The organism is Spirillospora sp. CA-142024, assembly GCF_050942325.1.
Lineage (GTDB): Bacteria > Actinomycetota > Actinomycetes > Streptosporangiales > Streptosporangiaceae > Spirillospora.
Window position 1 is genome coordinate 6266121 of the sequence record NZ_CP192077.1, and the last position, 13400, is coordinate 6279520.

Genomic DNA, 13400 nt, shown 5'->3' on the forward strand with positions numbered 1-13400 from the left:
GCTACTCCCCCGCGGCCGGCGGGACGAGGACGCCCGGGTTGAGGATCCCGGCCGGATCGAGCCGGTCCTTGACGGCGCGGACCACGGCGGCGCCGAGCGGCCCGATCTCCCGTGCGTACCAGTCGCGGTGGTCGGTGCCCACGCCGTGATGGTGGCTGATCGTCCCGCCGGCGCCGGCGATCGCGTCGTTGGCCGCCCGCTTGGCCCGGTCCCAGTGCCCGGCCGGGTCCTCGCCCTGCGCGGACACGACGGTGAAGTAGAGGGACGCGCCGGCCTCGTACACGTGCGAGATGTGGCACATCACGAGCGGCGGCGTCCCCGCGCCGGCCAGCGTCCCGGTCAGCGCGGCCCGGACGGCCTCGTACAGCGCCGGGACGTCCGACCAGAACGCGGCGGTCTCCAGGGTCTCGGCGAAGGCGCCCACGTCCAGCAGGGCGTCGCGCAGATAGGGGGCGTGGAAGCGGCCGCGCTCCCATTTCTCGCCCGGCCCCGCGCCGAGCGGCTCGCCGCCGGCGTCGCGCAGCACGTCCGCGGCCTCGGCCCGCCGGGCGGCGACCCGCGCGGGCGTGCCCTCGAACCCGAGGACGGCGAGGCACCCGGCGGCCGACGGCGGCCCGTCCTCCAGCCCCCGCCCACCGCCATCCGATCGACGAGCTCCGCTCGGCGTCCCGATGGCGGCCGGGTCGGCGAGTCCGACCATGGTCTCGGCCTCGTCGGACAGCCGCAGCACCGCGGGGAGCGGGCCGTCCTGGGCGAGCCGGCGCAGCGCGGCGGCGCCCCGGTCGAACGACGTGAACCGCCAGCCCTCGTACTCCCTGGCCGCGGGGACCGGATGGATCCGCACCCGCACGGAGGTGATCACGCCGAAGGCGCCCTCGGAGCCGAGGACGAGCTGCCGCAGGTCCGGCCCCGCGGCCGACTTCGGCGCCCGGCCGAGATCGAGGGTCCCCTCCGGGGTGGCCGCGGTCAGGCCGAGCACCATGTCGTCGAACCGCCCGTATCCGGCGGACGCCTGCCCGCTCGACCGCGCCGCCGCGAACCCGCCGATCGTCGCCCACTCGTACGACTGCGGGAAGTGCCCGAGCGTGAAGCCGCGCTCGTTGAGCAGCGCCTCCGCCGCGGGGGCGCGCAGGCCCGGCTGGAGGACGGCCGTGCGGGAGACCTCGTCGAGCTCGACCAGCCGGTCCATGCGCCGCAGGTCGAGGGCGATGAACTTGTCCACGGCCCGCGGCGCGAGGCCGCCGACGACCGAGGTGCCGCCGCCGAACGGGACGACCGCGATCCGCCGGCCGGCGCAGGTCCTGAGCACGGCGAGGACCTCGTCGTGGGAGCCGGGCAGGACGACCGCGTCCGGCGCGTCGGAGGTGTCGCCGGTGCGGATGCGCAGCAGGTCGGGCGTCGACTTGCCGCGCGTGTGCCGGACGCGCGCTTCGCTGTCGGCGCGGACGTTCGCGTCCCCCACGATGCCGGCGAGCGCGGTCAGGTCGGCTCCGGACAGCCGGGGGCCGGCGACCTTGACGTCGGCGAGGGCGACCGGAGGCGCGTCCGAGGGCCGCACGCCGAGCAGGTCGCGCAGCAGGCCGGTCGTCGGCCCGGGCAGCGGCGACGCCTTCGCGGGGTCGCCCCAGCCGCTCCACAGCATGTCCCGCGCGTGCACCCTGTCTCCGGTCACCGGGCCTCCCATTCGTATGCTTACACTGTGACACATGACGTCGATTCGTCACAACAGGAACGGCGGGCGGACCGCCGACGACGCCGTGCTCGACGCCGCGCGCGACTGCGTGCTGGCCGTCGGCGTGCGCCGCACGACGCTGACCGACATCGCCCGCCGCGCCGGCGTCTCCCGGATGACGCTGTACCGCCGGTGGCCGGACGTCCGCACGATCGTCGCCGACCTGATGACCCGCGAGTGGACCGGGATCGGCGCGGCGCTGCAGCCGCCGGACGACGGCCGCCCGGTCCGGCCCCGGCTCGTCGACGGCCTGGTCACCGGCGTGCGGACGTTCCGCGACCACCCGCTGCTCCGCAAGATCATCGAAGTGGACCCGGAGCTGCTGCTGCCCTACCTGCTCGACCGCTGCGGCGCCAGCCAGAAGGCGTTCCTCGCCTGGTTCGAGGAGGCGGTCGCGGCCGGGCACCGGGACGGCACGATCCGCCCCGGCCATCCCGCCCGGCAGGCCCGCGCGCTGCTGCTGGTCGTCCAGTCCTACGCGCTGTCGGCGCCGACGATGCTCGACGACGCCGACCCCGACCTGGATTCCGACGCCTTCGACGCCGAACTCCACGGAATCCTGGAAAGGATGCTCGCACCGTGACCTCGTCCAGCCGAAGCATGCCCGGGGGTCCTGTCCCGGGGACGTCACTCAACTCGGCGCGCCGCGAACGCGAGCTCGCCGCCCTGCCCGGCGAGGTGGTGGACGTCCTGGTCGTCGGCCTCGGCGCGACCGGGGCGGGCGCGGCGCTGGACGCCGCCTCCCGCGGCCTGTCCGTCGCCGCGATCGACGCCCGCGACCTGGCGTTCGGCACGTCCCGGTGGAGCTCCAAGCTGATCCACGGCGGGCTCCGCTACCTCGCGCAGGGCCAGGTGGACGTCGCGCACGAGAGCGCGGTCGAGCGCGGCACGCTGATGCGGCACACGGCCCCGCACCTGGTGCGGGCCCTGCCGTTCGTGCTGCCGCTGACGCCGCTCGTCTCCCGCTCGCAGGCGCTGCTCGCCGGCGGCGGGATGCGGGCCGGCGACCTGCTGCGGCTGGCCGCGCGCACCCCGCGCTCGGTGCTGCCCGGCCCGCGCCGGCTGTCGGCGGTCGAGACGCTCCGGCTCGCGCCCGCGCTGCGCCCCCACGGGCTGCGCGGCGGGCTGCTGTCGTGGGACGGGCAGCTCGCCGACGACGCCCGCCTCGTCACCGCGATCGCCCGGACCGCCGCCGGGCACGGCGCCCGCGTCCTCACCCGCTGCCGCGCGGTCGGGCTGACCGGCGACGGCGCGCTCGTCCGGGACGAGCTGACCGGCCGGGAGATCACCGTCCGGGCCCGTTCGGTGGTGAACGCGACGGGGGTGTGGGCGGGCGACCTGGTGGACGGGGTCCGGCTGCGCCCGTCGCGTGGCACCCACCTGGTGCTCCGGGCGGAGACGCTGCGCGGGCTGACCGCCGCGATGCACGTCCCCATCCCGGGTGGGGGCAACCGCTTCATGCTGGTGATGCCGCAGGGCGACGGCCGTGTCTACGTGGGCCTCACCGACGAGCCCGCGGACGGGCCCGTCCCGGACGTGCCGGAGCCCGCGGAGGGCGAGATCGGGTTCCTGCTCGACGTGCTCGGCTCGGCGGTCGACGTCCCGGTGCGCCGCGGCGACGTGATCGGGGCGTTCGCCGGACTGCGCCCGCTGCTGGACATGGGGAGCGGAGGCGACACCGCCGACATCTCCCGCCGGCACGCCGTCCTGACCTCGCGGGACGGCGTCGTCACGATCGTCGGCGGCAAGCTCACCACGTACCGGCGGATGGCGCAGGACGCCGTGGACGCGGTCGTGCGCGCCCGCGGCCTGCCCGCCGGGCCCTGCCGGACCGCGCGCCTGCCCCTCGTCGGCGCGGCTCCGCGCGCCCGGCTGGACGCGCTCGACGCGCCGTCCCGCCTCGTCCAGCGGTACGGGACCGAGGCGCCGCTGCTCGCCGCGCTGGGCCGGGCGGACGCGGCGCTGCTGGAGCCGGTCGTCCCGGGACTGCCGGTGACCGGAGCGGAGCTGGCCTGGGCGGTCCTGCACGAGGGCGCTCTCGACGCCGGCGATCTCCTGGACCGCCGCACCCGGATCGGCCTCGTCGCCGCCGACCGGGAGACCGCGCTGCCCGCGGCCGAGGCTTTCCTGGCAACCCCACCAGGTTTCGCCGCGATCTGTTAGGTTACCCTAACCTAATCGAGTGAAGATCGGCAGGGGGGTTCACTTGACGCGCGGCAAGGGCTGCGGGCACTGCCCGGGGAGCCACACCGGCGAGCGGCCGTGCCTGGCGACCGCGACCGTGAAGGCGGGCGCCTGGCTGCTCCTGGAGCACCCCGGCCCCTGGCCCGAACGCGTCACCGACCTCGCCGGCCCGGGGCCCGTCGCCGAGGCGGTGCGCGCGGCGAAGAAGGCGGGCGTCCGGCCGCAGCTGATCCGCCGGGCCGGTCGCCGCCGCGCCACCCCGCCGCTGCAGGTCTACGCCGCGTTCTCGCGCGGGGACGAGGTCTGGATCGAGGGGCGTGAACTCGCCGACCCGGCCGAGCTGGCGGCGCTCGACCTGCGCGCGCTCGCCGAGGGCCGGTCGCCCGGGCTCGGCGACCCGGCGCCGGAGCCGGTGCTGCTGGTCTGCGCGCACGGCCGCCGCAACGCCTGCTGCGCCCGGACGGGCGGTCCGCTGGCCCGTTCCCTCGCGGCGCGTTTCGAACGGCTCATCTGGGAAACCACCCATGTCGGCGGTGACCGATTTGCTGCGAATTTGGTATGTCTTCCCCACGCGCTCTCCTACGGCGACCTCGGCGAGACCGAGGCGGTCGCGGCGGTGGACGCCTACCTGCGGGGCGAGGTCGTCCTGGACAGGCTGCGCGGCCGGGCCGGGACGCCCGAGCCGGCGCAGGCGGCCGAGCACTTCGTCCGGCTGCACACGGGCTACCTCGGGGTGGACGGCCTGAGGGTGGAATCGGTCACTGGGACATCTCGGTACGAAGCGGTCGTTGCCGTCCGGCAGAGCCGTTACCGGGTGATCGTGGAGCCCGTTCAGCAGCCCGACCCGTGCGGGACGGGGTGCGCGGAGAACCAGCGAACCTATGTTGTTAGGGAACTCACCCTTCTCAACGAGGCGGCCCTCGTGTAATCTCCTGGAGGCCCCATTCGAGGGTCTCCCTGTCGCACGTCCCCAAGATTCCGGAGTAACCGGGTGGGGAACAGAGCGGCAACTCCAGACGTTGGAACATTCGGCGCTTCTGACTCATGTCACTCGAAGTACGTCGAGCGTCCATGTCCCGAATTTGTTCGAAACCAATCAAGGTGGGTGTTCCATGGCTCAGGTACGTCGGCAGGCAAACCTCCCTCGTCCCAGCTGGGGCTGGCAGGACGCCGCGGCGTGCCGGGGGGAAGACCTCGTCCTCTTCTTCGGTCCCGACGGCGAACGCCAGCCCGAGCGCGAGATTCGCGAGCGCAAGGCCAAGCAGATCTGCATGGGGTGCCCCGTTCGCACGGAGTGCCTGGACTACGCCGTGTCCCGGCCGGAGAAGTACGGCACCTGGGGCGGGCTGAACGAGGACGAGCGCGCGTCCGAGCGCCGTCGCCGGATGCGTCGCGCCAACGCCGCCTAACCGAGAACGCAGGCAGCCAGAACGCTCCCATCGCGATCCCCGGCACGCCACCTGGAAAACGTCACGGCCCCGCCCCGCGGGGCCGTTTGCGTTCCCCGGGCCCGGTCCCTCCCGGCCGGGCCCGGCGCTTCGTCACATGTGCATCACAGTAGAGTTACATCGTGCCGCGACATTCGCGAGACGCCCTTTTACCGCAGCCGGCTCTCCGATGTGGCCAATTCACCGGAATTCCGCGCCGGGCCATTCGGCCGGGCGCCCGGCGCCCGGCCCGTCGCTCAGCCCTTCCCCGTGCCGCCCCCGGCCGCCCGCGCGGCACGGTCCAGCCACGCGATCACGTCGTCGTCGGTGAGCTGGTCGAAGTCGCGGTACCACTGGCCCACGGCGCGGAACTCCCACGGCGCGGCCGGAACCACCAGGTCGTCCACCTCCGCCTCCAGGCTCCGCGCCGTCTCGGCGGCGCCCACCGGGACCGCGAGGACCAGCCGGGACGGGCCGCGCTCGCGCATCGCCCGCACGGCCGCGCGGGCGGTCCCGCCGGTGGCGAGCCCGTCGTCCACGACGATCACCGGGCGGGCGGCGATCTCGGGCAGCGGGCGGCCGCGCCGGTAGACCGCCACCCGGCGGTCCAGCTCGGCGCGTTCGGCCTCCACGGTGCGGGCCAGGTCGTCCTCTCCGAGCCCGAGCCGGGCCAGCAGCTCGCCGTCGAACACCGGGACGCCGCCCTCGGCGATCGCCCCGACGCCGAGCTCCGGCTGCGGCGGGTATCCGATCTTGCGGGTCACCAGGACGTCGAGCCGGGAGCCGAGCCGCCGCGCGATCTCGAACCCGACGGGAACGCCGCCGCGCGGCAGGGCGAGGACCGCGGCGCCGTCCAGTCCCATGGGGGCGAGGCGCCCGGCGAGCACCCGGCCCGCCTCGGCGCGGTCGGTGTAGGGGAGCCGGACGGTCTCCGTCTGCTGGAAGTCTTCGTGCGCTGACCTGTTCCAGGACATCGGCGCACCCCCTTCATCCAGGGACCCCTACCCACTCAGGAACCCGTGAGCCACCTCAGCGGGTTGTCGTGCAGGACCGCGGCGAGGGCGGCGTCGTCCGCGCCGGCGGCGCGCAGCGCGGGCAGGAACGTGCCGAAGAGGTACCCGAAGCCGGCGCCGCCGTACCGCGTGACCTGCGCCATGCGGGACACGCCCGTGCTGAGCAGCACGCGGCCGGCGTGCCCGGCCTCCAGCAGGTCCATGACGCAGCGGACGCGCGCGCCGAGGGCGGCGCGGTCGTCGCCCGCGAGGCCGAGGGTGCCGAACGAGATATAGCCGCCCATCTCGGCGATCTTGCGGTGCTGGCCCGGGTCGTCCACCCGGTCCTGCTGCCCGACCGCGACGCGGTCCGGGGACAGCCCGGCGGCGGTGAGGATCTCCAGCTGCGCGAGGCCCGCCCGCCCGTAGGTCGCCACGGAGAGGCCGGAGTAGCGCGCGGCCTGGGCGGCGGCCCGCAGGCACAGCTCCTCGGTCTCGGTCGGCGCCTCTCCCCAGGTGCCGATCTCGCCGATGACGCCGGGCAGCGCGTTGGTGCCGTCCATGCCGAAGCCGACCTCGGCGAGCAGCCGCTCGGAGAGCCGCTCGACGGCGGACGGCGCGCCCGGCCCCGTCGCGGCGGCGAGGGTCTCGCGGACGAACGCGGGATGGAACGGCTCGGTGAACACGCCCGTCCCGGCGACCACGGCGACCCGGGCGCCGGCGCTGATCCGGGCGAGCGCTGCGGCGTTGCGTCCCATGCCCGAGCACGTCAGGTCGACGACGAGGCCGAGGCCGTGCTCCTTGCGCAGTTCGGACAGCTCCCGCTGGACGGCCTTCTCCTCGTCCAGCCAGCGCGCCGGGTCGGACGCGGCCTGCTGCGGGCGCGCCGGCCAGCGCAGGTCCAGCTGCAGGTGCTCGTGGGAGAGCACCGGCCCGGTGATGTCGGACGTGGCGATCGTGCCGGTCACGGTGCGCAGCCGACCGGGCTCCTCACGGGGGGTCATGCCACCGGAGGCTACGACATGTTTGCCCTTTTCAAGACCTCAGGCGGGGTTGTTTTTACCCGTAGCCTCCTGATCGCGGGGCACCTGCGCGGTCTGCGCCTCGCGCACCGCGCGGGCCTGGGCGGTGTCGCCGCTCGGCCACCGCCGGTCGATCTCGGCGTTCAGCGCGGCCCCGATCAGCACCGCGAGCGCCGCGACGTACAGCCAGGCGAGCACGGCGATCGCGGCGGCCAGCGACCCGTACACCGACACCCCGCTCAGCGACCCGGCCAGGTAGAGCCGGAGGCTGACGCTGCCGACGATCCAGATCAGCAGCGCCAGCATGCCGCCGGGCACCTGCCGCCACCAGGACGTCCGCACCGGGATGCTCATGTGGTACAGCAGCGAGAGGAAGACGATCGACAGGGTCACCACGATCGGCCAGTAGGCCGTCTGGACCGCCGCCGCGCTCTCCGGCAGCGCCTGCCGCACCAGCGCGGGCCCGGCCACCAGCAGCGGGATGACGATCAGCATGACCAGCAGGCCGATCAGGTAGAGGAAGAACGCGCGCACCCTGGTGCGGATCACCCCGCGGACGCCGGACAGCCCGTAGGCGATCGTGATCGTGTCGACGTAGACGTTCGTCGCCCGCGACCCCGCCCACAGCGAGATCAGGAAGCTGACCGAGACGATGTCGGGACTGCCGCCCCTGAGCACGTCCTGGATCAGCGGTTCGACGACGGTGTTGACGGCCGGGCCGGTCAGCACGGTCTGCGCCTGCTCGATCACCCACTTGTGGACGTCGTCCACGGTCTCCTGTCCGAACAGGCCGCGCATGTGGCCCATCGTGCCGATCAGCCCGATGACGAGGGGCGGCAGGGACAGCAGGGCGAAGAACGCCGCCTCCGCGGCGAGGCCGGTCACCCGGTAGCGGAACGCGCCGACCGCCGTGCCCTTGATCAGGATCCACGTGGTCCCCGGGGCCGCCCGCGCCCCGGCCTTGGCACGGGCGAGCAGGCGGTCGCGCACGCGCGGCTCCGGGCCCTTCCGGCCCTCCCCGGAGCCGGAGCCGGAGCCGGAGCCGGAGCCGGAGCCGGACTCGGAGCCGGTGGCGGAGTCGGAGTCCCCGGCCGAGGGGACGCCCGCGGCGTCGGAGACGGTGGTCACACCGCCCCACCGTAGAGCGTTACGCGCCCGGAACATGCCGCCTCGCCCATTTCGCTGGTCCGCTCCGCGCGTGGCGTGCCGATCGCCTCCCCCGCCCGGTCATTGCGCGGGCGTGCCGCCCGCCCCCTGCACATCCCTTTGCCCATACCCGCTATGACGGCGCGGAACGTCGCCCGGACCATGATCGTCCCCCTCCGGCCACGGTGAACCGGGCATTTGCCTTCATGGGTGACAATAGAAGACATGATCTGCGAGTCGTGCCGTGAGCGCCGCCACGAGGAGTGCCGTGGCGGCTCCTGGTGCGACTGCCAGCACCTCCCCGCGCCCGCGACGCCCGGCGGCGAGCGCCGCGGCGGCGCACCCGGGACTCCGGCCGGCGAGGACGCCGAGCCTCCGGTGAACTGGAGGCGGCAGGGATGACACATCTCACGCGTCCGCATGCCGGACGTAACTGGACAGTCCGCGAGACGGCATGTCACAGTTCTGGTATGACTGCCGCGGACCCGCTGCTGGCCAAGCGCCGGCACGTCGACTTCCTCCGCGTCCGCAGCGCGATCTGTCGGTGACGCTCCGACCACGCCCCAGCTCAGCCGGGCGCGTGGCGCATCGGCGTCACCTTTGACCTCATCCAGCTCAGCGTCGAGCCGGCTGCCTCAGAGCGCCGGTGCGCTACGCGTCCCTCACGACCACAGACGAGGACGCGCGCCGTGCCACCCGCGATCAAACGCAAGAAGGCCGAGGGCCAGTGGGCCCTGGGCTACCACGAGCCGCTCAACAAGAACGAAGAGAACAAGAAGAACGACGACGGCCTGAACGTCCGCCGCCGCATCATCGACATCTACTCCAAGACCGGCTTCGACTCGATCGACCCGGCCGACCTGCGCGGCCGCTTCCGCTGGATGGGCCTCTACACCCAGCGCAAGCCCGGCATCGACGGCGGCAAGACCGGCGCGCTGGAGGACGAGGAGCTCGAGGACCGCTACTTCATGATGCGGGTGCGGATCGACGGCGGGCAGCTGAGCGGCCCGCAGCTCCGCACGATCGCCGACATCTCCACCCGGTACGCGCGCGGCAGCGCCGACATCACCGACCGGCAGAACGTCCAGCTGCACTGGGTGCGGATCGAGGACGTCCCGGCGATCTGGGACGCGCTCGAAGCCGTCGGGCTGCACACGATGGAGGCGTGCGGGGACGTCCCGCGCACCATCCTCGGCTGCCCGCTCGCCGGCATCGCGGCCGACGAGGTGATCGACGCGACCCGCGACCTGCGCGAGATCCACGACCGCTACATCGGCTCGCCCGAGTTCTCCAACCTGCCGCGCAAGTTCAAGACGGCGCTGTCCGGCTGCACGTCGCACTGCACCGTCCACGAGATCAACGACATCGCGTTCGTGGGCGTGGTGAACGAGACGGGCGAGACCGGCTACGCGCTGTTCGCCGGCGGCGGGCTGTCCACCAACCCGATGTTCGCGCAGAGCCTCGGCGTGTTCGTCAAGCCCGAGCAGACCAGCGAGGTCTGGCACGGCGTCACGTCCATCTTCCGCGACTACGGCTACCGGCGGCTGCGCAGCCGCGCCCGGCTGAAGTTCCTGATGAAGGACTGGGGCGCGGAGAAGTTCCGCGAGGTGCTGGAGAAGGAGTACCTCGGGTACGCGCTGCCCGACGGCCCCGAGCCGGCCGCGCCGCTGGCCCGCCGCGACCACGTCGGCATCCACCCGCAGAAGGACGGCACCTACTACGTCGGGTTCGCCCCGCGCGTGGGCCGGGTGAGCGGCGAGATGCTCGGCGTCATCGGCGACCTCGCCGAGCGCTACGGCTCGGGCCGGGTGCGGACGACCATCGAGCAGAAGATGGTCATCCTGGACGTCCCGGAGGAGAACACCGAGGCGCTCGCCGACGAGCTGGCGAAGCACGACCTCCAGGTCCGCCCGTCGACGTTCCGCCGCCAGACGATGGCGTGCACCGGCATCGAGTACTGCAAGCTCGCGATCGTCGACACCAAGCAGCGCGCGATGGACCTGATCGACGAGCTGGAGAAGCGGCTGCCCGACTTCGACCAGCCCCTGACGATCAACGTCAACGGCTGCCCGAACGCCTGCGCCCGCATCCAGGTCGCCGACATCGGGCTGAAGGGCCAGCTGGTCGTGGACGAGAACGGCGACCAGGTCGAGGGCTTCCAGATCCATCTCGGCGGACGGCTGGGCGCTTCGTTCGGCAAGAAGGTCCGCGGGTTGAAGACCACCTCGGCCGGGCTCACCGACTACGTCGAGCGGGTCGTCCGCAGGTTCGACGAGCAGCGCGCCGACGGCGAGACGTTCGCCGAGTGGGTGCACCGCGCCGACGACGCCGACCTCAAATGAGCGGAGCCGACCTCAAATGAGCGAGCGCATGGCGCCGTTCTACTGCCCCTACTGCGGCGAGGAGAACCTCGAACCCCGTGCCGAGCACGGGTCGTGGTTCTGCCCCGACTGCCTTCGTTCCTTCACGTTGAAATTCCTCGGTGTCGGAGCTCCCCGCACCGCGAGCAAGGAGATCCCTCGGTGACCCTTCTGGAGACCGACAGACCTACCCTCGACCTCGAAGACATCGTCGAATCGGCCGCCGCCGCCCTGGAGGGCGCGCCCACGCTGGAGGTCATCCGCTGGGCCGCCGCGACGTTCGGCGACCGCATCTGCCTCACCTCGTCCATGTCGGACGCGGCGCTGATCCACCTGGTGTCGAAGGTGAAGCCCGGCATCGACGTGCTGTTCGTCGACACGGGCTACCACTTCGCCGAGACGATCGGCACGCGCGACGCGGTCGAGGCCGTCTACCCGGTGAACGTCATCAACGTCACCCCGTCCCGGACGGTCGAGGAGCAGGAGGCCGCGCTCGGCCCCCGGCTGTTCGGCCGCAACCCCGACCTGTGCTGCCACCTGCGCAAGGTGGAGCCGCTCGGCCGCGCGCTGGAAGGCTACATGGCCTGGTTCAGCGGCATCCGCCGGGACGAGACCGCGAGCCGCCGCGAGCGCAGGGTCGTCGAGTGGGACCGCAAGCGCGGCATGGTCAAGGTGAACCCGATCCTGGACTGGACCCAGGAGGACATGGACAACTACATCGAGGACAACGGGGTCATCATCAACCCGCTGCACTACGACGGCTACCCCTCGATCGGCTGCGAGCCGTGCACCCGCCCGGTGGCGCCCGGTGAGGACCCGCGCAGCGGCCGGTGGGCCGGGATGGGCAAGACCGAGTGCGGTATCCACCTTTGAGCGCCTCCCCCGCGGCGGTGCCGATGACCGCGGTGGCGCACGGGAGCAGGGACCCCCGCGCCGCCGCGACGGTCGCCGAACTGCTCGGCGCCGTCCGGGACCGCCGCCCGGACGTGCCCGTGCACGCCTCGTTCCTGGACCACGCGCCGCCCGCCCCCGACCGGGTCCTGGACGGCCTGGCCCGGAACGGCGCGGACGAGGCGGTCGTGCTGCCGCTGCTCCTCACGGCGGCCTACCACAGCAAGACCGACATCCCGGGTGTGCTGAACCGGGTGCGGGGCCGGCACCCGCGGCTGCGCCTGCGCACGGCCGGCACGCTGGGGCCGCACCCGCTGCTGCTTGACGCCCTGGAGCGCCGGCTGTCCGACGCGGGCGTGGAGCCCGGCGACCCGGACAACGCGGTCGTGCTCGTCTCGGCGGGCTCCAGCGACCCGTCCGCCAACGCCACGATCGCCCGGCTGGCCCGGGAGTGGCGCCCGCGCGGCTGGCGGGACGTCGTCCCCGCGTACGCGTCGGCGACCGGCCCGAAACCGGCCGAGGCGGTCGCGGCCCTGCTCGACGCGGGTGCGCCGCGGGTGGCCGTCGCGTGCTATTTCCTGGCGCCCGGCTACTTCGCCGACAAGGTCCGCAAGGAGTCCCTGGCCGCGGGCGCGTCCGTGGTCTCCCCGGTGCTGGGCGCCGCCCCGGAGATCGCCGAGCTGGTCCTCCTCCGGTACGAGGAGGCACTGGAGACCACGCGGGCGGCCACCGCCGTCTGACACAGCCGTCTGAGCCCGCCGTCTGAGCCCCCGGCTTTACCGCCGGTCCTTCCACCAGGTGGTGAGGGCGCGGCGGAGCGGGGTGTGGTGCTCGTCGTCGACGATCTTGATATCGCCCATCACGGCGTGCGCGGTGACCCGGACGACGGGGACGCGGGCGCCGGGATGGGGGTCGCGGACGGCGACCTTGCGGTCGCCCAGGAAGTTGTGGCCGGACAGCTCGACGCTGACCCCGTCCGGGACGATGATCTTGACGTCGCCCATCACGGCGGTCGCGGAGATGAGGACCTCGCCGGTGGGGACCTGGGCGCCGCGCAGGTCGAGCTCGACGTCGCCCATCACCGACACCGCCTCCAGCGGGCCGTCGATGCGCCCGACGATGCGCTCCTTGCAGTCGCCCATGACCGCGCTGAACCTGCGCTTGACCTGCAGGGGCGCGGGGGTGGCCCCGGGCGCGCCCATGCCGGGCAGGTCGGCGGTGATGTGCTCCAGGTCGCCGCGGGTGACGGCCGCGTAGGCGGCCTCGGTGCGCTCGGTGAGCTCCTCGAAGGTGAGCCGTCCCTCGACCGAGGCGATCCGCAGCCGCTCGACGGCCGCCTCCCGTTCGGCGTCGGACGCGCGGACCCCGTCCGGCGCGATGGCGGCGTCGAGGGATTCGGGAACGTGCCGCTCGGGGTGGGCGTCCGGCCGCCGGTCCAGTGGGCGGCTGGGGCACGGCCGCTCAGGCTGCGGACTGGACTGACTCATGATTCAGAAGGTATGCCCTTCGCGCCGCCGGACAATCCGCCACGCGAACGAGATCGCCCCACCACCTGAGGAGGATGGACGTTCCGCCCACCGCACAGGCATGATCAACATTTGCCCGAACGTGGTTCTGTATCCTTCGTTCGGCGGCGTGAACGTTGT

General features: G+C 73.5%; 14 protein-coding genes. 9 read left to right on the forward strand and 5 right to left on the reverse strand.

The features are described 5' to 3' along the window. Nucleotide 1 precedes the first annotated feature (1 nt). Nucleotides 2-1642 (reverse strand): FAD-binding oxidoreductase, encoded by a 1641-nt coding sequence (locus ACQPZP_RS29710; protein ID WP_433479694.1) that lies wholly within the window; start codon nucleotides 1640-1642, stop codon nucleotides 2-4. Between the two features lie 64 nt (nucleotides 1643-1706). Between ACQPZP_RS29710 and ACQPZP_RS29715 the strand changes: the two genes are divergently transcribed. From ACQPZP_RS29715 to ACQPZP_RS29730, 4 genes are all read left to right on the forward strand, one after another. Beyond that, the gene (locus ACQPZP_RS29715) at nucleotides 1707-2315 is read left to right on the forward strand and encodes a TetR/AcrR family transcriptional regulator (protein ID WP_433473026.1); all 609 of its coding nucleotides are present in this window, start codon (nucleotides 1707-1709) and stop codon (nucleotides 2313-2315) included. Between the two features lie 17 nt (nucleotides 2316-2332). Continuing rightward, nucleotides 2333-3895 (forward strand): glycerol-3-phosphate dehydrogenase/oxidase, encoded by a 1563-nt coding sequence (locus ACQPZP_RS29720; RefSeq protein WP_433479695.1) that lies wholly within the window; start codon nucleotides 2333-2335, stop codon nucleotides 3893-3895. Nucleotides 3896-3914: 19 nt separating this feature from the next. Next, nucleotides 3915-4844 carry a sucrase ferredoxin gene (locus ACQPZP_RS29725; RefSeq protein WP_433473027.1) on the forward strand — a complete coding sequence of 310 codons (930 nt, stop codon included), beginning with the start codon at nucleotides 3915-3917 and terminating at the stop codon, nucleotides 4842-4844. Nucleotides 4845-5028: 184 nt separating this feature from the next. Next, nucleotides 5029-5325, forward strand: coding sequence for a WhiB family transcriptional regulator (locus ACQPZP_RS29730; RefSeq protein ID WP_021600082.1), 297 nt, complete (start codon nucleotides 5029-5031; stop codon nucleotides 5323-5325). Between the two features lie 275 nt (nucleotides 5326-5600). Here ACQPZP_RS29730 and ACQPZP_RS29735 read toward each other — a convergent pair whose 3' ends face one another. From ACQPZP_RS29735 to ACQPZP_RS29745, 3 genes are read right to left on the reverse strand one after another with little or no spacing between them, the layout of a single operon-like run. Further along, nucleotides 5601-6317, reverse strand: coding sequence for a phosphoribosyltransferase (locus tag ACQPZP_RS29735; RefSeq protein WP_433473028.1), 717 nt, complete (start codon nucleotides 6315-6317; stop codon nucleotides 5601-5603). Between the two features lie 35 nt (nucleotides 6318-6352). Next, complete coding sequence (locus ACQPZP_RS29740; protein ID WP_433473029.1) at nucleotides 6353-7339, reverse strand: phosphotriesterase family protein; 987 nt, start codon at nucleotides 7337-7339, stop codon at nucleotides 6353-6355. Between the two features lie 39 nt (nucleotides 7340-7378). Next, nucleotides 7379-8485, reverse strand: coding sequence for a YihY/virulence factor BrkB family protein (locus ACQPZP_RS29745; RefSeq protein WP_433473030.1), 1107 nt, complete (start codon nucleotides 8483-8485; stop codon nucleotides 7379-7381). Nucleotides 8486-8713: 228 nt separating this feature from the next. Between ACQPZP_RS29745 and ACQPZP_RS29750 the strand changes: the two genes are divergently transcribed. The 5 genes from ACQPZP_RS29750 to ACQPZP_RS29770 all read left to right on the forward strand — a co-directional run bounded on the left by ACQPZP_RS29750 (nucleotide 8714) and on the right by ACQPZP_RS29770 (nucleotide 12494). Further along, the gene (locus ACQPZP_RS29750) at nucleotides 8714-8905 is read left to right on the forward strand and encodes a hypothetical protein (protein WP_433473031.1); all 192 of its coding nucleotides are present in this window, start codon (nucleotides 8714-8716) and stop codon (nucleotides 8903-8905) included. A gap of 287 nt (nucleotides 8906-9192) precedes the next feature. After that, nucleotides 9193-10845: a nitrite/sulfite reductase gene (locus ACQPZP_RS29755; protein WP_433473032.1), complete on the forward strand. Its 1653-nt coding sequence runs from the start codon at nucleotides 9193-9195 to the stop codon at nucleotides 10843-10845. A gap of 16 nt (nucleotides 10846-10861) precedes the next feature. Further along, on the forward strand, nucleotides 10862-11029 hold the full coding sequence (locus tag ACQPZP_RS29760) for an Insertion element protein (RefSeq protein WP_121437748.1): 168 nt from the start codon (nucleotides 10862-10864) through the stop codon (nucleotides 11027-11029). Next, nucleotides 11026-11736, forward strand: coding sequence for a phosphoadenylyl-sulfate reductase (locus tag ACQPZP_RS29765; protein ID WP_433473033.1), 711 nt, complete (start codon nucleotides 11026-11028; stop codon nucleotides 11734-11736). The genes ACQPZP_RS29760 and ACQPZP_RS29765 overlap by 4 nt, the downstream gene beginning before the upstream one ends. Next, complete coding sequence (locus ACQPZP_RS29770; protein ID WP_433473034.1) at nucleotides 11733-12494, forward strand: sirohydrochlorin chelatase; 762 nt, start codon at nucleotides 11733-11735, stop codon at nucleotides 12492-12494. Before ACQPZP_RS29765 ends, ACQPZP_RS29770 begins: the two co-directional genes overlap by 4 nt. Nucleotides 12495-12530: 36 nt before the next feature. On the opposite strand, the gene ACQPZP_RS29775 is transcribed toward ACQPZP_RS29770, so the two are convergent. Then, complete coding sequence (locus ACQPZP_RS29775) at nucleotides 12531-13241, reverse strand: DUF1707 SHOCT-like domain-containing protein (protein WP_433473035.1); 711 nt, start codon at nucleotides 13239-13241, stop codon at nucleotides 12531-12533. Between the last annotated feature and the right edge of the window lie 159 nt (nucleotides 13242-13400).